Source organism: Brevibacillus sp. HB1.4B (assembly GCF_013284285.1).
GTDB classification, from domain to species: Bacteria; Bacillota; Bacilli; order Brevibacillales; family Brevibacillaceae; genus Brevibacillus; species Brevibacillus porteri.
Map to the genome: position 1 here is coordinate 46,691 of NZ_JABSUT010000019.1, position 16,807 is coordinate 63,497.

Below are 16,807 nucleotides of genomic sequence, written 5' to 3' on the forward strand. Positions count from 1 at the left end.
AAGGAGGGTAAGGAATGCGTATCGACCCTAGCAAATTAGAGCTCGAAGAAAAAGTAGTCGCAGTTAACCGTGTAGCAAAAACGGTTAAAGGTGGACGTCGTATGAGCTTCAGCGCCTTGGTTGTTGTGGGAGACCGTAACGGCCACGTAGGTGCTGGTATGGGTAAAGCTCAAGAAGTTCCAGACGCCATTCGCAAAGCGATTGACGATGCTAAGAAAAAATTGATCCGTGTACCGATGAGAGGAACAACTGTTCCGCACCAAGTACTGTGCCAATTCGGCGCTGGTAAGGTTCTCATCAAGCCTGCTGCCCCTGGTACAGGTGTTATCGCTGGTGGACCTGTTCGTGCCGTACTCGAACTGGCTGGTGTAGGCGATATTTTGAGTAAGTCTCTTGGTTCCAACAATCCTATCAACATGGTCAACGCTACGCTGGAAGGCCTCGGCCGTCTGAAAACAGCGGAAGATGTCGCGAAATTGCGCGGTAAGACTGTTGACGAGTTGTTGGGTTAATAAGGAGGGAATGAAAATGGCAAAATTGCAAATCACCCTCAAACGCAGCTTGATTGGTCGCACTGTTGACCAACAAGATACTGTAAAAGCTCTGGGTCTTCGCAAAATCAACTCCACTGTAGTGAAGGAAGATAACGCTGCAATTCGTGGAATGGTTTTCAAAGTGAAGCACTTGGTTGAAGTGAAAGAAGTAGAAGCTTAATTGAACATCTCAATTAGTTAGGAGGTGCAACGTATGAAATTGCATGAACTGCAACCTGCAGAAGGATCCCGTCACACTCGTAAGCGCATCGGTCGCGGTATTGGTAGCGGTACTGGCAAAACTGCTGGTAAAGGTCACAAAGGTCAAAACGCTCGTTCCGGCGGAGGTGTTCGCCCAGGATTCGAGGGTGGTCAAAACCCATTGTACCGTCGTCTGCCTAAGCGTGGTTTCACTAACATCAGCCGCAAAGAATTTGCGATTGTTAGCTTGGACGCGCTGAACCGTTTCGAAGAGGGCACTGTAGTAACACCTGAGCTGTTGAAAGAAACAGGTGTTATCAGCGCGCTGCGCGACGGTGTTAAGGTTCTTGCTAACGGTGAACTGACTGTGAAGCTGACTGTAAAAGCTCACAAGTTCTCCGGAGCAGCTGCTGAGAAGATCGCTCAAGTCGGTGGAACAACCGAGGTGATCTAATGTTAGCGTCCTTAACTAACATTTTTAAAATTAGCGACCTTCGTCGCAAGATCCTTTTTACGCTCATGATGCTGGTTGTTTTCCGGATCGGAAGCTATGTGCCAGTTCCTAACGTAAATGTCGAGTTGTTTCAGCAGAATACAAACCAATTACTGGGCTTGTTGAACACCTTCTCAGGTGGAGCACTGCATAACTTCTCGATTTTTGCCATGGGTATCATGCCGTACATTACGGCATCGATTATCATGCAGCTGATGTCCATGGATGTTGTGCCTAAGCTTACGCAATGGGCACGTGAAGGGGAAGTTGGCCGTCGCAAGATTGCCACCGTTACCCGTTACGCTACCATCATCCTTGGTTTGATTCAGTCTGTAGGGATGACAATTGGATTCAACAATATGGCGCCTGGATTGCTAAACGACACGTCGGTTAGTAGCTATGCACTCATTGCGTTGACTTTGACAGCTGGGACCGCATTCATGATGTGGATGGGGGAACAGATTACGGAAAAGGGTATCGGTAACGGGATTTCGATCCTGATCGTTGCCGGGATCGTTGCTGGATTGCCTAATGCAGCTACGACGATTTACACCACGATGTTTGGTGATCCATCTGTAAATATCTTTTTCAGCATCGTCAAGGTTCTGCTTATCCTATTGGTGGTCCTCGCCATTATTGTCGGGGTTATCTTTATGCAGCAAGGTCTTCGTAAGATTCCAGTGCAATATGCGAAACGAGTGGTTGGACGCAAAATGTACGGTGGTCAATCTACCCACATTCCGCTAAAAATCAACTCTGCTGGTGTTATTCCTGTTATCTTTGCGGTATCGCTGGTAATGTTCCCGTCAACGATTGCTCAGTTCTGGGTGGATGCATCTGGACAAGGATTTGCTAACTGGATTTATCAGAACTTCCAAGTCAACAAACCATTAGGAATGACGCTCTACGCTATCTTGATTCTCGGATTCACCTACTTCTACACATTCGTACAGATCAACCCTGTACAAATGGCAGATAACATGAGAAAAAATGGCGGTTACATTCCTGGTATCCGACCTGGTAAAAACACTGAGGTATTCATTACTCGTACATTAAACCGGTTAACATTGGCGGGCGCTTTGTTCTTGATGCTTATTGCGATTTTGCCATTCTTCTTCGGTAGTATTGCAAACTTGCCGCAATCCATTTACATCGGTGGTACATCGCTGTTGATCGTGGTTGGGGTATGCTTGGATACAATGAAGCAGATTGAAAGCCAGATGATCAAACGCCACTACCAAGGGTTTATCAAGTAATGACTTAGATGTTTACAGAAAAGCTTCTGTAGCTTTTTTGATGGGACGGAGGGAATGGACGTGAATATAATTCTGATGGGACTGCCTGGAGCCGGTAAAGGGACACAGGCAGAACGTATCGTAGAAGAGTTTGACATCCCGCACATTTCGACTGGCGACATGTTCCGAGCTGCGGTCAAAAACGAAACGCCGCTCGGACTAGAGGCTAAATCCTACATGGATAAAGGTCATCTCGTCCCAGACGAGGTCGTCATTGGTATTGTGCGGGAGCGCCTTTCGATGGAAGACTGCGCAAAGGGATTCCTCTTAGATGGTTTTCCGCGCACAGTTCCTCAGGCGGAAGCGTTGACAGCTACAGTAAAAGAGCTGGGACGCGAAATTGACCATGTAATTAACATCAACGTTCAACGCGAGCAATTGATTGAACGTCTGACCGGTCGCTGGATCTGCCCTGTTTGCGGTGCTAGCTATCACACGATGTTCAATCCTCCAAAAGAGGCTGGCGTATGTGATAAAGATGGTGGTAAGCTGTATCAGCGTGAAGACGACAAGATCGAAGTGGTAACACAACGCCTTGACGTAAATATCGCTCAAACACAGCCACTTATCGACTACTACTCCGCACAGGAACTTCTGCGAGATATCGATGGAGAACAAGATATCCAGGTAGTGTTTGCGGAAATTAAGTCTTTGTTGCGAGGGTAATTGCGAATGATTATCCTAAAGTCGAAAGCAGAACTTGAGGTTATGCGCGAAGCTGGTCGTATCGTCGCACTCACCCATCAAGAACTGGCCAAGGCGATCAAGCCTGGTGTCACGACGAAGCAGCTAGACGAAATTGCCGAGACCTTTATTCGAAGCATGGGAGCAATTCCATCGTTTAAAGGCTATGGTGGCTTTCCAGGAAGTATCTGTGCTTCAGTCAATGAAGAACTCGTACACGGGATCCCAGGTAAACGGGCGTTGCAAGAAGGAGACATTATCAGTATCGACATTGGTGCCCAGTTTCAGGGTTACCATGGCGACTCCGCTTGGACGTATCCGGTCGGTAAGATTTCAACAGAAAACCAGAAGCTGCTCAGAGTAACGGAAGAGTCGTTGTACAAGGGGCTTGAAAAAGCTGTTCCGGGTGGACGCTTATCCGATATCTCTCATGCGATTCAGGTTCATGCAGAAGCTGCCGACTTCACACTCGTTCGCGAGTATGTGGGGCATGGGATCGGGCAAAACTTGCACGAAGATCCACAGGTTCCTAACTACGGCCCTCCTGATCGAGGACCGCGGTTAAAACCAGGCATGGTGTTGGCAATTGAGCCAATGGTAAATGCCGGCGAACGTTATGTCCGCACATTGGAGGACAATTGGACGGTAGTAACAGTGGATCGGAAAACTTGTGCTCATTTTGAACACACCATCGCGATTACGGAAGATGGCTATGAGATTTTTACACGGACATAAAAACGGTAGTTCCGAATGATTCGGGATTGTCGTCCAACGTGTCGACGATAAGTTCGTTGTGTGATCATTTCGCAAAACTCATGGTCCGACTGAAGAGCAGAAGAAAGGAGAGTTTACCATGGCAAAAGATGATGTAATTGAGGTGGAAGGTACGGTAATCGAACCTTTGCCAAATGCTATGTTTCGAGTAGAATTAGAGAATGGACATAAAGTCCTCGCTCACGTCTCAGGAAAAATCCGCATGCACTTTATCCGTATCCTGCCGGGGGATAAAGTAACTGTTGAACTGTCGCCGTACGACTTAACCCGCGGACGTATTACGTACCGCTATAAATAGTAAGCAAAACCCCTAGAAAAGGGAGGCAAGAACCATGAAAGTGAGACCTTCGGTTAAACCGATCTGCGAGAAATGCAAGGTTATCCGTCGCAAAGGTAACGTAATGGTTATTTGTGAAAATCCGAAGCATAAGCAAAAACAAGGGTAAACAAGGAGGTGCTTTTGACACATGGCACGTATTGCAGGCGTAGACTTGCCGCGCGAAAAACGCGTTGAAGTTGCTCTTACCTACATTTTTGGTATTGGCCGCCCCACGTCTCAAAAAATTCTGTCCTCTACTGGAGTAGACGCTAACACTCGTGTTCGCGATCTGACAGAAGACGAAGTAAACAAACTTCGTGAGTACATCGACAAAACTGTGAAGGTGGAAGGTGACCTCCGTCGTGAGATCTCCCTCAACATCAAGCGTCTGATGGAAATCGGTTGCTTCCGTGGCATCCGTCATCGTCGTGGACTTCCAGTTCGCGGTCAACGTTCTAAAACAAATGCTCGTACGCGTAAAGGTCCACGCCGTACAGTAGCAAACAAGAAGAAGTAAAGGAGGGTAATCTGACATGGCGAAAAGAAAACAAGCTACAGCAACTCGTACCCGTCGTCGTGACCGTAAGAATGTTGAAGTCGGCGTAGCACACATCCGTTCTACTTTCAACAATACGATCGTCACTATCACGGATCCACACGGTAACGCGATCTCTTGGTCCAGTGCTGGTTCCCTCGGCTTCAAAGGCTCCCGTAAAAGCACTCCATTTGCTGCGCAAATGGCTGCTGAAGCGGCTGCACGCGTTGCAATGGAACACGGCATGCGTTCCCTTGAAGTATCAGTAAAAGGCCCAGGTGCTGGTCGTGAAGCTGCGATCCGTTCCCTGCAAGCTACTGGTCTTGAAGTGAACATGATTAAAGACGTGACGCCAATTCCGCATAACGGTTGCCGTCCACCAAAACGTCGCCGCGTGTAACTGGTTTATATCGTTCAGAACATGTCCATACTAGAATGGTAAATTCTGATTTATAGCTTGTCATGCACGCAAACGGTAAACCGCCGGGGAAATTCCTGAGTGGGCACGTATGCGGCCCACCCCAGGATTTCGACGTTTTGAAGGAGGGTTTGTTTAATGATAGAAATAGAAAAACCAAAAATCGAGGTTGTGGAAGTTAGCGACGACAACTCGTATGGAAAGTTTGTTGTAGAACCTCTAGAGCGCGGATACGGAACTACCCTTGGCAACTCGCTGAGACGAATTCTTCTTTCGTCCTTGCCAGGCGCGGCAGTTCGTACTGTTCAAATCGATGGGGTTCTTCACGAATTCTCCACGATTGAAGGCGTCGTTGAAGATGTAACCGAGATCATCCTGAACATCAAAGGCTTGGCGCTGAAGATCCATTCCGATGAAGAAAAAGTAATCGAGATCGATGCAGAAGGCGAAGGCGTTGTCAAAGCGGGAGATATCCGTGCTGACAGTGATGTGGAGGTCTTAAACCCTGATCTTCATATTGCAACGTTGGCCAATGGCGGTCGTCTGCATATCCGCATGACAGCTGGACGTGGTCGTGGTTATGTTCAATCTGACGGAAACAAATCTGAGGATCTGCCTATTGGTGTGATTCCGATTGATTCGATCTACACGCCGATCAAGCGCGTTAACTATCAAGTGGAAAATACCCGTGTAGGGCAAATGACCAACTATGACAAGTTAACACTTGAGGTTTGGACTAACGGTAGCATCAGTCCGGAAGAAGCCGTAAGTCTCGGCGCAAAAATCATGACGGAGCACTTGAACCTGTTCGTCGGTCTGACTGACGAGGCGAAGGATGCAGAAATCATGGTAGAGAAGGAAGAGGACAAGAAAGAGAAAGTCTTGGAGATGACTATCGAAGAGCTCGATCTTTCCGTTCGTTCCTACAACTGCTTGAAGCGTGCCGGTATTAATACCGTGCAAGAGCTGACGCAGAAGACAGAAGAGGACATGATGAAAGTACGCAATCTGGGGCGCAAATCTCTTGAAGAAGTTCAAGAAAAGTTAGCTGAACTGGGCCTGTCCCTGCGCAGCGACGATTAGAATAGCAAACCAAGAAGCAAACTTTTGTTCTCTCGATTAAGAGGGAGGTAAACCACATGGCACAACGTAAATTGGGTCGTCGTAGCTCAGCTCGTAAAGCGCTGTTCCGCGACTTGGTAACAGACCTGATCATCAACGAGCGCATCGAAACTACAGAGATGAAGGCGAAAGAACTGCGCCCAATCGCTGAAAAAATGATCACGCTCGCGAAACGTGGCGATCTGCATGCTCGCCGTCAAGTTGCTGCTTTCGTTCGCAAAGAAGTTGCGAATGCTGAAGGCCGCGATGCGGTTCAAAAACTGTTCGATGAAATCGCTCCTCGCTTCAAAGAGCGCAACGGTGGATACACTCGTATCCTGAAAACCGGCCCTCGCCGTGGCGACGCTGCTCCAATGGCGTACATCGAATTCGTTTAATACATGTAAACTGGTCGTTTACTCAGGTTTCGGCCTGGTAGATTACCGCGAAAAGGGTGGGGGCAGATCTGGTCATAGGCTGGACTCTGATTCAACCCTTTTTTCCTTTCTCATCGAAATCCTGCTAGTCAGTTCCCTGTGAAGGCTGGGGAGGTTGTGAATGCCTCATGAATGAAGATAACCTGCTGGCATTGCGTGATGTTTCTTATACCTACGATGGTGAGGATGGCCAACGGGTTCCGGTATTACAAGGTGTTGACCTTACCATTCAAAAAGGTTCCTTTGTATCCGTATTGGGTCACAACGGTTCTGGCAAATCAACAATGGCAAAGCTGATGAATGCTCTGCTGCTTCCAGAAGGCGGCACAGTACTTATCAGTGGAATGGATACGAAAGATGGGGAGCTGCTTTGGGAGATCCGACGACATGTTGGCATGGTCTTTCAGAACCCGGACAATCAGATTGTTGGGGCTACTGTGGAAGATGATGTCGCCTTTGGCCTAGAAAACATGGGTGTGGACCCCAAAGAGATGAGAGATCGTATTGATGAGGCGCTCGTTTCGGTAGGGATGGAGTCTTATTTACAGGCACAACCACATCGTCTGTCTGGGGGTCAAAAGCAACGCGTGGCGATCGCCGGAATTATGGCGATGCGTCCTTCTGTCATCATCTTGGATGAAGCGACAGCGATGCTTGATCCACAAGGGAGAATGGAAGTGCTGAATCTGGCTCGTCAACTGAACCGTGACGAGGGACTCACAATCATTAACATTACCCATTTTCCGGAAGAAGCCATTTATTCGGATAAGGTCATCGTCATGAATGCAGGTGAAGTCCTGATGGAAGGTAAGCCGAGTGAAGTGTTTAATGAGGTAGATCGTTTGAAACAGGTGGGACTGGATGTGCCATTTGCCGTTCGACTGCGACACGCACTTCATTCCAAAGGGATTGATTTACCGTTTGTCCTGCATCAAGAGGAGCTGGTGGAGCACGTATGCAAATTACTTTTGACCAAGTAAGCCATATCTACGCAAAGGGAACACCGTTCGAACGAGTTGCCTTACACAATATTTCGCTGACGATTCCATCCGGTTCGTTTGTCGGAATTATTGGCCACACAGGCTCGGGTAAGTCAACGCTGATTCAGCACTTGAACGGGTTACTGATGCCTAGTACAGGGCAAATCACCCTGGGTGATGCGGTCATTACTCCAAAGCGGCGATTACCCCATGCTCAAAGGCGCGATATTGGGCTCGTCTTTCAATATCCTGAACATCAGTTGTTTGAAGAAACGGTTGCGAAGGATGTTGCTTTTGGACCGCTCAATTTTGACTTGCCAACGGAAATGGTGGAAGCGCGCGTAAAGGAGTCCCTTGAAATTGTCGGCCTGGATTATGCCACGATCAAGGATCGCTCGCCGTTTCATTTGAGTGGCGGGCAAATGCGACGTGTTGCTTTGGCTGGTGTTCTTGCCATGCAGCCGAAGGTTCTGGTATTGGATGAACCAACTGCGGGTCTTGATCCTGCGGGACGAGTAACGATTCTGGAAGGAATCTACCGGATTCATCGGGAACAAAACCTCACGACACTATTGGTCACGCACAGCATGGAAGAGGCAGCCCGTTATGCAGACTATTTGCTTGTGATGGCACAAGGCCAAGTAGCTTTGCAGGGGAAGCCGGAGGAAGTATTCATGCATGTGGATCGTCTCCGAGAGCTGTCTTTGGATGTACCGGAAACGGTGGCTCTCGTATCGCAAATGAATCAATTGCTGCCGGACAAGGCTAGTCTGCCGAGCTCCCTTTATCGGGAAGAAGAGCTGATTGCCCATCTGCTGGAACGACTGTCCGTACCAAAGGAGGGCTAGGCATGCTGCAGAATATCGCAATTGGTCAATACGTACCAGGGCAATCTTTTTTACATCGTGCAGATCCGCGAAGCAAGCTTCTCTTCATCATCCTTTTTGCTACCTTGATTTTTCTGGCTAACAATACGGTAACGTACGCCATACTGATTGGTTTTACCCTGTATGCTGCACTTCTTTCTAGGCTTTCGTTGTCCTATATATTAAAAAGCTTAAAGCCAGTCTGGATCCTGATTTTGTTTACCGTTGTCTTGCATATTTTTATTACAAAAGGCGGAACGGTCTACTTTCAGTGGGGATGGTTTACAGTAGAGGAGGAAGGGGTTCGCCAGGCGATCTTCATTTCTTTGCGCTTGGGACTTTTGATTCTCATTAGTTCCTTGCTAACACTGACCACTTCTCCAATCGATTTGACGGAGGGTTTGGAGCGTTTACTAGGACCACTAGGGAAGATCGGCATACCGGTTCATGATATAGCCCTGATGATGTCAATTGCACTCCGGTTCATTCCGACCCTGATGGAAGAAACGGATAAAATCATCAAGGCGCAGACCGCCAGAGGAGCCAATTTCACCAGTGGAAGTCTCGTACGCAGAGCCAAGAACCTGATTCCGATCGCGATCCCATTGTTCGTTAGTGCGTTTCGGCGTGCGGAAGAGCTGGCTTTGGCGATGGAAGCACGTGGCTATCGCGGGGGAGTGGGGAGAACGCGGCTGAATAAGCTGACGTTCACTTGGCGTGATGGAATCGTAGCTGTTGCGAGTGTGATCTTGGTAATCGTGATTGGATGGTGGCGTACATGAAGCGACTGCGATGTGTATTGGCATATGACGGAACTGACTTTAGCGGTTTTCAGGTACAGCCAGATCAAGTAACGGTCCAGGGTGAAATTGAAGCCGCTTTGAATCGGGTTACCGGAGAGGATATCCAAGTCTTCGGTTCGGGCCGGACAGATGCGGGTGTTCATGCGCGTGGTCAAGTGATTCACTTTGACACGTCGAGTAACATTCCGATGGATAAATGGCGATTTGTGTTGAACAATCAGTTGCCTGATTCTATTGTCATTCGGACAGTCGAAGAGGTCGATGCCTCTTTTCATGCGCGTTTTGACGTGCAAGTAAAAGAATATCGATATTGTATCGACAACACTCCAGTGGCAGATGTATTTCGACATCGATACGCCGATCATGTCCGGTTTCCGTTAGATGTGGACGCGATGCAGCAGGCTGCTCATTACTTGGTGGGTGAACATGATTTTACTTCCTTTTGCTCAGCAAAGACATACGTGGAGGACAAGGTTCGGACTGTGTACGGGGTCACCGTAGAAAAAAGCGGAGACGAGGTATGGGTGACATGCCGAGGCAACGGTTTTTTGTACAACATGGTTCGAATTATTGTGGGGACTTTGGTTGAAGTAGGGCAAGGAAAAAGAAACCCTGCTGAACTGAGGGAAATCCTCGCCGCATGTGATCGGGAAAAGGCAGGTAAGACAGCACCAGCCAAGGGTCTGATCATGTGGGAAGTTGTCTACTAGTTCTCAGATTTCCAACTATTAGACGAACGAGCAGCACTTGACTATGGGGCGTCTATGTAGTACGATATTCCTTGGTATTTTAACCCCGCCTAGCCCCACTCTAGCCCCGGGATTGAAAGACAAGATCGTGATTACATGGAACACCTGGAAGAGTTGCTCACCCGTAACAGCAATTATCTTCCATTGCAAGTTTCGGTTGTTTTGGTTATAAGTGTGTTAGGTAAGATATTTAGGAGGGACAAAAATGCGTACCACATATATGGCGAAACCGCTCGAAGTTGAGCGCAAATGGTACATCGTAGACGCTGAAGGCCAAACGCTGGGTCGTCTGGCGAGCGAAGTAGCTTCTATCCTGCGCGGAAAATTGAAACCAGAATTCACTCCTCACGTTGACGCTGGCGATTTCGTAATCGTACTCAACGCTGACAAAGTGAAATTGACTGGTAACAAACTGAATGACAAAATTTACTACACTCACTCCCTGTATCCAGGTGGTTTGAAAAAGACCACTGCGGGCGCAATGCTGAACAAGAGACCAGATCGTATGTTCGAACTGGCGGTAAAAGGCATGCTGCCTAAAAACAGCCTGGGACGTCAAATGTTCACCAAGCTGAAAGTATACGCTGGAACTGAGCATCCACACGCAGCACAAAAACCAGAAGTTTGGCAAATTCGCGGTTAAGGTAAAGGGAGGAAATATACGTGGCACAAGTACAATACTACGGTACAGGTCGTCGTAAGCACTCCGTAGCACGCGTTCGCCTGGTTCCAGGTGAAGGTCGCATCGTGATCAACAAGCGTGAAATGGATACTTACTTTGGTTTGGAAACACTGAAATTGATCGTAAAACAACCACTCGTTTTGACTGAAACTCTTGGTCGTTACGATGTATTGGTTAACGTAAACGGCGGCGGAACCACTGGTCAAGCTGGTGCAATCCGTCACGGCGTTGCTCGCGCTCTGCTGAAAGCAGATCCGGAACTGCGCGGCGCTCTGAAACGCGCTGGCTTCCTGACTCGCGATCCTCGTATGAAAGAACGTAAGAAATACGGCTTGAAAGCAGCTCGTCGCGCACCTCAATTCTCCAAGCGCTAATTGCTGTTCGATACAAACCCCTTGTCTGTTCGCAGGCAGGGGGTTTTTCCTTTTCACAAACGGGTATATTTGTCCATGTTTGTCCATAAGATGGAACGAGAATGGGACAAAGGGGACGATACACTATGACACGAAAAGGAGTAGGCTGGATATTGGCTTTTGCGGTACTCATGCTGTTGTTCACCTACGAAGCGCCTGATCGCTCTTCCTGGCAGGCATGGTCGCTGCCACTGACGGGAACGGTTATAGCGATTGACCCAGGGCATGGGGGACTAGACGGCGGTGCTGTTTCCAAAGCCGGTAATGTGGTTGAAAAGGAAGTGACCTTGGCCATTAGCATGTACTTGCGGGATTTCCTCCAGCAGTCGGGTGCATTTGTGGTTATGACAAGGGAAGAAGACAAGGATTTGGCTAGTCCAGATGCAGCGCAGGCACGTAAACGAAAATCTGAGGATATCCGAAACCGGGTGAAGCTGGTCAATGACAGTACACCAGATTTTTTGGTCAGCATTCATGTGAATTCTATCCCTTCTCCGAAATGGTCGGGAGCGCAGACTTTCTATTCCCCCACCTTCAAAAAGAGCGCAGAAGTTTCTTACCTGATACAAGATGAAATCAAACGGGTGATCGGTCATACAGATCGGGTTCCGAGTAAGACGAACAATGTATTCTTGATTCGGGAGGTTAACTGCCCGTCCGTTTTGGTAGAAGTAGGCTTTGTCAGCAATACGGAGGAGGCAAAGCGACTTCAGAGCGTTGAATACCAAAAGGCAATGGCGAATGCTATTTATCAGGGGATATTGCGTCAGTATTCGGGAGAAAAAGCGCCAATTACACCTTGAGAGGGCGGTGGTCGTGTCCCAACCGCCCGAATATGCTATAATGAACGCGCATACGCTGTCGTTATACCAGCATGAAAATGTTTGAAAAGATCATAGATGAGGTGAACCAGAATGTTGACCAGAGAACAGGTTCTCGAAGCACTACGTGATGTAAAAGACCCTGAAATTAATCGTAGCTTGGTCGAGCTCAACATGATTCGGGATATCCATATTGAAGGCAAGAAAGTAAGCCTCACGGTCGTTCTGACGATTTCGGGCTGTCCACTCAAAGCCAAGATCGAGGATGATGTTATCGCGGCTGTGAAAGCGCTAGGAGCCGAAGAAGTACGTCTGCAATTCGGTTCGATGACAGACGAGGAACGTGCGGCTCTGTCTGCCCAGCTTCGCAATAACCAAGGTGGGCAAACACATAACATGACACCGGGACAAGCTCCTCTTTTGAACCCGATCTTGGCAAAGGATTCGAATACGACCTTTATCGCGGTCACTTCCGGAAAAGGCGGCGTCGGAAAATCGACGGTGACAGTGAACCTGGCTGTTGCACTCGCGCGTTTAGGAAAAAAAGTGGGCATAATCGACGCAGACATTTACGGCTTTAGTGTGCCCGATATGATGAATATTGAACAACGTCCAACCGTGATTGGTGAAACCATTCTGCCTGTTGAAAAGCAAAACGTAAAGGTTATGTCCATGGGCTTTTTTGTGGAAGACAACTCTCCGATCATTTGGCGTGGCCCTATGTTGGGGAAAATGCTGCGTAACTTTTTCACGGAAGTACACTGGGGCGAAGAATTGGACTACCTCTTGCTGGACTTGCCTCCAGGAACGGGAGATATGGCCCTCGACGTACACACCATGATTCCGCAAAGCATGGAGATTGTGGTAACCACTCCTCATGCTACTGCAGCGTTTGTTGCGGCTCGCGCAGGTGCTATGGCAAAGCGGACTGGTCATGAAATCCTCGGTATTGTGGAAAACATGGCGTGGTACGAAGCAAAAGATGGTTCGAAAGAATACGTATTCGGGCGTGGTGGAGGAGCTAAGCTTGCCGAGACATTGACATGTGAGCTGCTCGCTCAAATTCCGCTGGGCCAACCGGATAATCATCCATCTGAACCTGATTATTCCCCATCCATCTATGGAGAAAAGACGGAAATTGGTCAGCTTTACATCGATATGGCCAAACGTGTCATAGAAAAATGCGGGGAAGCTGTCAAACAATAATATCCAAGAAGATGAAAAAGGTGGGCTCTGCAATAGAGCTCACCTTTGTGTTTTAGGAAGAAGGGTTTCCGCCACCGGATTTGCTGCCGCCTCCGCCACCTTCTTTTCCCTTTCCTTTTTTCTTTGACTTTAGTTCCTTAGGCTTTGTCATGTCCTCGGATACTTTGGTCATGATTTTCATGAGTTCAGCCTGGAACAAGGGACTTTGCAAGGAATCCTTCATCACTTGCATGGTTTGTTGTCGATAAGCAGAGCTTTTCATCAGGTCCATCAAATTTTTCTCAAACTCAGGGTCTTTCATTACGCTTATGAGCTCTTTTTGGTATTCAGGGTCCTTCATCAGGTCCTTCATGAGCGTTTTTTGCTCGTTTTTCATGGACTTCGCCATGGCGCTTGCGAACTTCGGGTCTTTAAATGCTTCTTTGATGTGCGTACTATTGGGATTCGTCATGCTTTGAATCAAGGTTGTCCGCACTGTTGACTCGTCGATCATCAGGTTTTGCTTAAACTTATCATCCTTCATCATCTTGCTAACAGATTGCTTCGCTTCGTCCGTCTGTAATATGTCCAGCACCATGTCTTTGACGCTTTTATAATCAGGTTGAGACGAACTTTGCGCTTGTCCGCCACCCCCGCAACTGGTTAGCACCAGACAGACAAGAGCGGTTAACCAAAAAGACATCGTCTTTTTTCTCATGGGGTGGACACCTCCTTCTTTACTCTGCCTACAAGTAACGTGTGCATTTTGTTTTGTTCTTACGCTAGTATTTTCTTGTATCCATTGGTACAATCATATTCGATGTGGATGGGAGGGAATACTTGGTGAGTTTGCGTAAGTATGGCTGGCTTTTTATTACCACGCTCTTGCTCGGGGGATTAGGTGGCATCCTGGTTGCCCTTATCTTTGATTTGGACAAGCTGCTCGTAGGAAGCACCGGTAACTTTTTTGTCGGCTTGTTTATGTATCTACTGTATGGAATGACCATTAGTATTGTGGCTCAGATGGGTTTTTTTGCGTATATGACGATTAATTATTTCGCTAAAACGATATTTAAAACGGCTTCCCTGTGGAAAAGCGTCCAAGTATTTCTTATTTTGTTTGTCTTTTTCGATATGATTTATCTTCGCTATACGTCCTTCGGTGAAGGAAAAGGATTTGGTACGTACTTTATTGAGCCAACGCTATTATTGATTGTCGCTATTGTTACCGCATATGGAAAAGTGAGTCTGACCAATAAATCTGCATGGATACCGACGATGTTCTTTATGTTTGTCGTGACGGCACTGGAATGGATTCCAGCATTGAAGGAAGATAATGTGCGTGCCACTCTGTCTATGCTCGTTCCACTATTGTTTTGTAACGTCTGGCAAGTCATGCAATTGCACCGTCTGGTAAAAAGAGAAAGCTGACCCAATGAAGGTCAGCTTTTTTGTTTTAGTGAATTTCTTTGCTGTCTACACTTGTACCCGAAATGAGTTCTGATACCGTAACGAATTGATAACCATCCTTGCGAAGTTTATCAATGATCACAGGGAGGGCAAGATGTGTATCTTTCGCAGAATCGCTCGCGTGCATCAGGATGATGTCTCCTGGATGAGCTTTCGATAATACATTATTGATGATCACATCAGTTCCCGGATTGGTCCAATCTTTTGAGTCCGTATCCCATTGAATGACGGAATAACCCATGCGATTCGCGATTTCCAGCACTCGTTTGTCAAAATCACCATTTGGCATCCGAATGAGTGTCGGTTTCTTTCCAGTCATTTCGGTTAGGATGGAGTCGGCTTTGGCCATTTGGGAGCGAATTTCTTCATCGGAGTATTTGGTGTAGTTATCGTGCTTGTGACCGTGCGAACCAATCTCTAAGCCATCTTCCTTGATGCGTTTCAAGATGTCCGGATGTCGTTGACTCCAAGGCGAGGAGAGGAAAAAAGTCGCTTTGTTTACCTTTTTTTCTTTCAGCAGATCCAGTATAGGTAATGCTCGTGTCTCTCCCCAGCTAATGTCAAAGGTAAGGGCGATTTTCTTTTCTTTGGTGTCGACCTTATAAATAGCTTGGGGGGCTTGTGTGCTGGCACCTTCCGCAAAGGCAGCAATTGAATCGCGTTCCGCATAACCAATTCCAGCTGTGAGTACGATGGCCGTGACGATAATTAAGATTTGCTTTAATCGTTTCGCGCTGATCACGTAAATGAATTTCATGGATAAGCACCTCCTTTGTCCGATAACAGTTTATGCAGGGAAGACAAGGATATTCTTTGGCCTGTTGGCTATTGTTGAGGTACAATGCATATAGTGAATGAAGAGGCAGTAAAGGGGTGTGGTGCATGGGCAATCGATTGCGGCATTTATGGCTTGATAACCGAAAATATTTCTTCGCCGCATGCTTATTATTTTTTGGTGGTGCCTTGATTGGTTATTTTCAAGCACCGGTTGTCGAAGATATGGTCGATAAAATGATGGGCCAATTAAAGGAAATTGCTGAACGGATAAAAGATAACGGCAGCGGACCTTTAGCGGTGTTCTGGATGATTTTTTCCAATAATGTTTTCAGTGCTTTGATGATGATGGCGCTGGGAATATCGTTTGCATTATTTCCCATAATTGGATTGCTCACGAATGGAGTACTGCTTGGATTTATCCTTTTCAAATACAGTGCAGTGGGAGTAAGTCCATGGGTTATTTTTAGTGCAGGTATTTTGCCACATGGAATTTTTGAGCTCCCAGCTATCCTGTTTGCAGCGGGAGTTGGTATTCGTCTAGGAGTGCTAAGTTTACGCTCAGTGGGAGTTCTAATCCAACCACACAAGATGGCACAATTGAAAAATGATTGGTATGATACGCTCAAGCAATTTCCAGTAGCGGTTCTTACTGTGATCGTTCTGTTGTTCGTTGCTGCTATTGTAGAGAGTACGATTACGCCAACCATTCTCAAGGAAATCGTGGGCCAACAACTACAGCAATTGAACTTACTGAAATAATTCAGATTTGCCAACAAATTGAAGCCTTCCTAAACGGAGGGCTTTTTATTTTGAATAGGGCTGAATTTTGATGGAAAGGATAGAGGAGAGACTCGTAAGGCGGAGGGCGATATCGTTGCTAGGGTTTTTGTTTAATACAAAAGAAGTACAGGAACTAGAATACTTGTTAAAACGTGAGCTGGAAGAGATGCTCCTTGATTTTAGTGATAAACGAATTGATCATCTAGTGAAGCGGGCTATGGAGGAGAGATACTCCATCATGTTTCGCATGTATGCAAGAATCGCCTCTCCCAATGAGTTATCTAAGTATGTCAGACGCAGAAAACTCGGGGAAGAGAATTATACTTAAAATACTTTTTTAAAAAACATATTGACTCAAAGATAGGTAACGTGATAGATTAATTCTTGTCCTTAAGACGCCATCACAAATAACGATGAACATTGAGGACAGGAAATTGCTCCTTGAAAACTGAACAGCGAAAGCGTTAATGAGTCTATCATTAAATGATTTG

The 16,807-nt window shown here is 47.0% G+C and carries 25 protein-coding genes; 23 read left to right on the top strand and 2 right to left on the bottom strand.

Translation table 11 applies throughout. The features are described 5' to 3' along the window. The first annotated feature begins 14 nt into the window (after positions 1-14). The 20 genes from rpsE (at position 15) to HP398_RS29490 (ending at position 13,310) form a co-directional block, all read left to right on the top strand. Complete coding sequence (gene rpsE / locus HP398_RS29395; protein ID WP_007716268.1) at positions 15-512, top strand: 30S ribosomal protein S5; 498 nt, start codon at positions 15-17, stop codon at positions 510-512. A gap of 16 nt (positions 513-528) precedes the next feature. Beyond that, entirely contained in the window at positions 529-714 is a 186-nt protein-coding gene (gene rpmD / locus HP398_RS29400) for a 50S ribosomal protein L30 (protein WP_007716270.1), read from the top strand. 33 nt (positions 715-747) lie between these two features. Then, on the top strand, positions 748-1,188 hold the full coding sequence (gene rplO, locus HP398_RS29405; protein ID WP_007716272.1) for a 50S ribosomal protein L15: 441 nt from the start codon (positions 748-750) through the stop codon (positions 1,186-1,188). After that, positions 1,188-2,483: a preprotein translocase subunit SecY gene (gene secY, locus HP398_RS29410; protein ID WP_017247054.1), complete on the top strand. Its 1,296-nt coding sequence runs from the start codon at positions 1,188-1,190 to the stop codon at positions 2,481-2,483. Before rplO ends, secY begins: the two co-directional genes overlap by 1 nt. 60 nt (positions 2,484-2,543) lie before the next feature. Then, a complete protein-coding gene (locus HP398_RS29415; protein ID WP_017247055.1) occupies positions 2,544-3,188 on the top strand; it encodes an adenylate kinase in 645 nt (214 codons plus the stop codon). Positions 3,189-3,194: 6 nt separating this feature from the next. Further along, positions 3,195-3,941, top strand: coding sequence for a type I methionyl aminopeptidase (gene map / locus HP398_RS29420; protein ID WP_012683998.1), 747 nt, complete (start codon positions 3,195-3,197; stop codon positions 3,939-3,941). Positions 3,942-4,059: 118 nt separating this feature from the next. Further along, positions 4,060-4,278, top strand: coding sequence for a translation initiation factor IF-1 (gene infA / locus HP398_RS29425; RefSeq protein ID WP_003333772.1), 219 nt, complete (start codon positions 4,060-4,062; stop codon positions 4,276-4,278). Positions 4,279-4,312: 34 nt separating this feature from the next. Then, entirely contained in the window at positions 4,313-4,426 is a 114-nt protein-coding gene (gene rpmJ, locus HP398_RS29430; RefSeq protein WP_003333770.1) for a 50S ribosomal protein L36, read from the top strand. Positions 4,427-4,447: 21 nt separating this feature from the next. Further along, entirely contained in the window at positions 4,448-4,816 is a 369-nt protein-coding gene (rpsM, locus tag HP398_RS29435) for a 30S ribosomal protein S13 (RefSeq protein WP_017247056.1), read from the top strand. 16 nt (positions 4,817-4,832) lie between these two features. Beyond that, positions 4,833-5,234, top strand: a complete 402-nt coding sequence (rpsK, locus tag HP398_RS29440; RefSeq protein ID WP_005828803.1) for a 30S ribosomal protein S11 — start codon at positions 4,833-4,835, stop codon at positions 5,232-5,234. A gap of 156 nt (positions 5,235-5,390) precedes the next feature. Beyond that, complete coding sequence (locus tag HP398_RS29445; RefSeq protein ID WP_017247057.1) at positions 5,391-6,335, top strand: DNA-directed RNA polymerase subunit alpha; 945 nt, start codon at positions 5,391-5,393, stop codon at positions 6,333-6,335. A 56-nt stretch (positions 6,336-6,391) separates the two neighbouring features. Continuing rightward, positions 6,392-6,751 carry a 50S ribosomal protein L17 gene (rplQ, locus tag HP398_RS29450; protein WP_017247058.1) on the top strand — a complete coding sequence of 120 codons (360 nt, stop codon included), beginning with the start codon at positions 6,392-6,394 and terminating at the stop codon, positions 6,749-6,751. Positions 6,752-6,918: 167 nt separating this feature from the next. After that, complete coding sequence (locus HP398_RS29455; protein ID WP_017247059.1) at positions 6,919-7,770, top strand: energy-coupling factor transporter ATPase; 852 nt, start codon at positions 6,919-6,921, stop codon at positions 7,768-7,770. Further along, a complete protein-coding gene (locus HP398_RS29460; RefSeq protein WP_017247069.1) occupies positions 7,746-8,618 on the top strand; it encodes an energy-coupling factor transporter ATPase in 873 nt (290 codons plus the stop codon). The genes HP398_RS29455 and HP398_RS29460 overlap by 25 nt, the downstream gene beginning before the upstream one ends. Before the next feature lie 2 nt (positions 8,619-8,620). Beyond that, the gene (locus HP398_RS29465; RefSeq protein ID WP_069852847.1) at positions 8,621-9,418 is read left to right on the top strand and encodes an energy-coupling factor transporter transmembrane component T family protein; all 798 of its coding nucleotides are present in this window, start codon (positions 8,621-8,623) and stop codon (positions 9,416-9,418) included. After that, positions 9,415-10,149 carry a tRNA pseudouridine(38-40) synthase TruA gene (gene truA / locus HP398_RS29470; RefSeq protein WP_017247061.1) on the top strand — a complete coding sequence of 245 codons (735 nt, stop codon included), beginning with the start codon at positions 9,415-9,417 and terminating at the stop codon, positions 10,147-10,149. The genes HP398_RS29465 and truA overlap by 4 nt, the downstream gene beginning before the upstream one ends. A gap of 244 nt (positions 10,150-10,393) precedes the next feature. Next, positions 10,394-10,831, top strand: coding sequence for a 50S ribosomal protein L13 (gene rplM, locus HP398_RS29475; protein WP_007716295.1), 438 nt, complete (start codon positions 10,394-10,396; stop codon positions 10,829-10,831). A 20-nt stretch (positions 10,832-10,851) separates the two neighbouring features. Further along, positions 10,852-11,244 (top strand): 30S ribosomal protein S9, encoded by a 393-nt coding sequence (rpsI, locus tag HP398_RS29480; RefSeq protein WP_005828788.1) that lies wholly within the window; start codon positions 10,852-10,854, stop codon positions 11,242-11,244. 125 nt (positions 11,245-11,369) lie between these two features. After that, positions 11,370-12,086 carry an N-acetylmuramoyl-L-alanine amidase CwlD gene (cwlD, locus tag HP398_RS29485; protein WP_026042928.1) on the top strand — a complete coding sequence of 239 codons (717 nt, stop codon included), beginning with the start codon at positions 11,370-11,372 and terminating at the stop codon, positions 12,084-12,086. 111 nt (positions 12,087-12,197) lie between these two features. Next, entirely contained in the window at positions 12,198-13,310 is a 1,113-nt protein-coding gene (locus HP398_RS29490; RefSeq protein ID WP_173624363.1) for a P-loop NTPase, read from the top strand. A 52-nt stretch (positions 13,311-13,362) separates the two neighbouring features. Here HP398_RS29490 and gerD read toward each other — a convergent pair whose 3' ends face one another. Beyond that, positions 13,363-14,007 (bottom strand): spore germination lipoprotein GerD, encoded by a 645-nt coding sequence (gerD, locus tag HP398_RS29495; RefSeq protein WP_017247064.1) that lies wholly within the window; start codon positions 14,005-14,007, stop codon positions 13,363-13,365. Between the two features lie 125 nt (positions 14,008-14,132). Here gerD and HP398_RS29500 point away from each other — a divergent pair, with 125 nt between their 5' ends. Then, positions 14,133-14,720 (top strand): KinB-signaling pathway activation protein, encoded by a 588-nt coding sequence (locus HP398_RS29500; protein WP_017247065.1) that lies wholly within the window; start codon positions 14,133-14,135, stop codon positions 14,718-14,720. Positions 14,721-14,745: 25 nt separating this feature from the next. On the opposite strand, the gene pdaB is transcribed toward HP398_RS29500, so the two are convergent. Next, on the bottom strand, positions 14,746-15,516 hold the full coding sequence (gene pdaB, locus HP398_RS29505; protein WP_173624364.1) for a polysaccharide deacetylase family sporulation protein PdaB: 771 nt from the start codon (positions 15,514-15,516) through the stop codon (positions 14,746-14,748). 125 nt (positions 15,517-15,641) lie between these two features. Between pdaB and HP398_RS29510 the strand changes: the two genes are divergently transcribed. Both HP398_RS29510 and HP398_RS29515 read left to right on the top strand, forming a co-directional pair. Continuing rightward, the gene (locus tag HP398_RS29510) at positions 15,642-16,295 is read left to right on the top strand and encodes a stage II sporulation protein M (protein ID WP_173624365.1); all 654 of its coding nucleotides are present in this window, start codon (positions 15,642-15,644) and stop codon (positions 16,293-16,295) included. Between the two features lie 115 nt (positions 16,296-16,410). Continuing rightward, positions 16,411-16,644 carry a hypothetical protein gene (locus tag HP398_RS29515; RefSeq protein WP_026042929.1) on the top strand — a complete coding sequence of 78 codons (234 nt, stop codon included), beginning with the start codon at positions 16,411-16,413 and terminating at the stop codon, positions 16,642-16,644. The last annotated feature ends 163 nt before the right edge of the window (positions 16,645-16,807 follow it).

Bases quoted from the DNA above. Each gene is read 5' to 3' on its own strand.
- rpsE (WP_007716268.1), top strand. From the start codon at position 15: ATGCGTATCGACCCTAGCAAATTAGAGCTCGAAGAAAAAGTAGTCGCA.
- rpmD (WP_007716270.1), top strand. From the start codon at position 529: ATGGCAAAATTGCAAATCACCCTCAAACGCAGCTTGATTGGTCGCACT.
- rplO (WP_007716272.1), top strand. From the start codon at position 748: ATGAAATTGCATGAACTGCAACCTGCAGAAGGATCCCGTCACACTCGT.
- secY (WP_017247054.1), top strand. From the start codon at position 1,188: ATGTTAGCGTCCTTAACTAACATTTTTAAAATTAGCGACCTTCGTCGC.
- map (WP_012683998.1), top strand. From the start codon at position 3,195: ATGATTATCCTAAAGTCGAAAGCAGAACTTGAGGTTATGCGCGAAGCT.
- infA (WP_003333772.1), top strand. From the start codon at position 4,060: ATGGCAAAAGATGATGTAATTGAGGTGGAAGGTACGGTAATCGAACCT.
- rpmJ (WP_003333770.1), top strand. From the start codon at position 4,313: ATGAAAGTGAGACCTTCGGTTAAACCGATCTGCGAGAAATGCAAGGTT.
- rpsM (WP_017247056.1), top strand. From the start codon at position 4,448: ATGGCACGTATTGCAGGCGTAGACTTGCCGCGCGAAAAACGCGTTGAA.
- rpsK (WP_005828803.1), top strand. From the start codon at position 4,833: ATGGCGAAAAGAAAACAAGCTACAGCAACTCGTACCCGTCGTCGTGAC.
- HP398_RS29445 (WP_017247057.1), top strand. From the start codon at position 5,391: ATGATAGAAATAGAAAAACCAAAAATCGAGGTTGTGGAAGTTAGCGAC.
- rplQ (WP_017247058.1), top strand. From the start codon at position 6,392: ATGGCACAACGTAAATTGGGTCGTCGTAGCTCAGCTCGTAAAGCGCTG.
- HP398_RS29455 (WP_017247059.1), top strand. From the start codon at position 6,919: ATGAATGAAGATAACCTGCTGGCATTGCGTGATGTTTCTTATACCTAC.
- HP398_RS29460 (WP_017247069.1), top strand. From the start codon at position 7,746: ATGCAAATTACTTTTGACCAAGTAAGCCATATCTACGCAAAGGGAACA.
- HP398_RS29465 (WP_069852847.1), top strand. From the start codon at position 8,621: ATGCTGCAGAATATCGCAATTGGTCAATACGTACCAGGGCAATCTTTT.
- truA (WP_017247061.1), top strand. From the start codon at position 9,415: ATGAAGCGACTGCGATGTGTATTGGCATATGACGGAACTGACTTTAGC.
- rplM (WP_007716295.1), top strand. From the start codon at position 10,394: ATGCGTACCACATATATGGCGAAACCGCTCGAAGTTGAGCGCAAATGG.
- cwlD (WP_026042928.1), top strand. From the start codon at position 11,370: ATGACACGAAAAGGAGTAGGCTGGATATTGGCTTTTGCGGTACTCATG.
- HP398_RS29490 (WP_173624363.1), top strand. From the start codon at position 12,198: ATGTTGACCAGAGAACAGGTTCTCGAAGCACTACGTGATGTAAAAGAC.
- gerD (WP_017247064.1), bottom strand. From the start codon at position 14,007: ATGAGAAAAAAGACGATGTCTTTTTGGTTAACCGCTCTTGTCTGTCTG.
- pdaB (WP_173624364.1), bottom strand. From the start codon at position 15,516: ATGAAATTCATTTACGTGATCAGCGCGAAACGATTAAAGCAAATCTTA.
- HP398_RS29510 (WP_173624365.1), top strand. From the start codon at position 15,642: ATGGGCAATCGATTGCGGCATTTATGGCTTGATAACCGAAAATATTTC.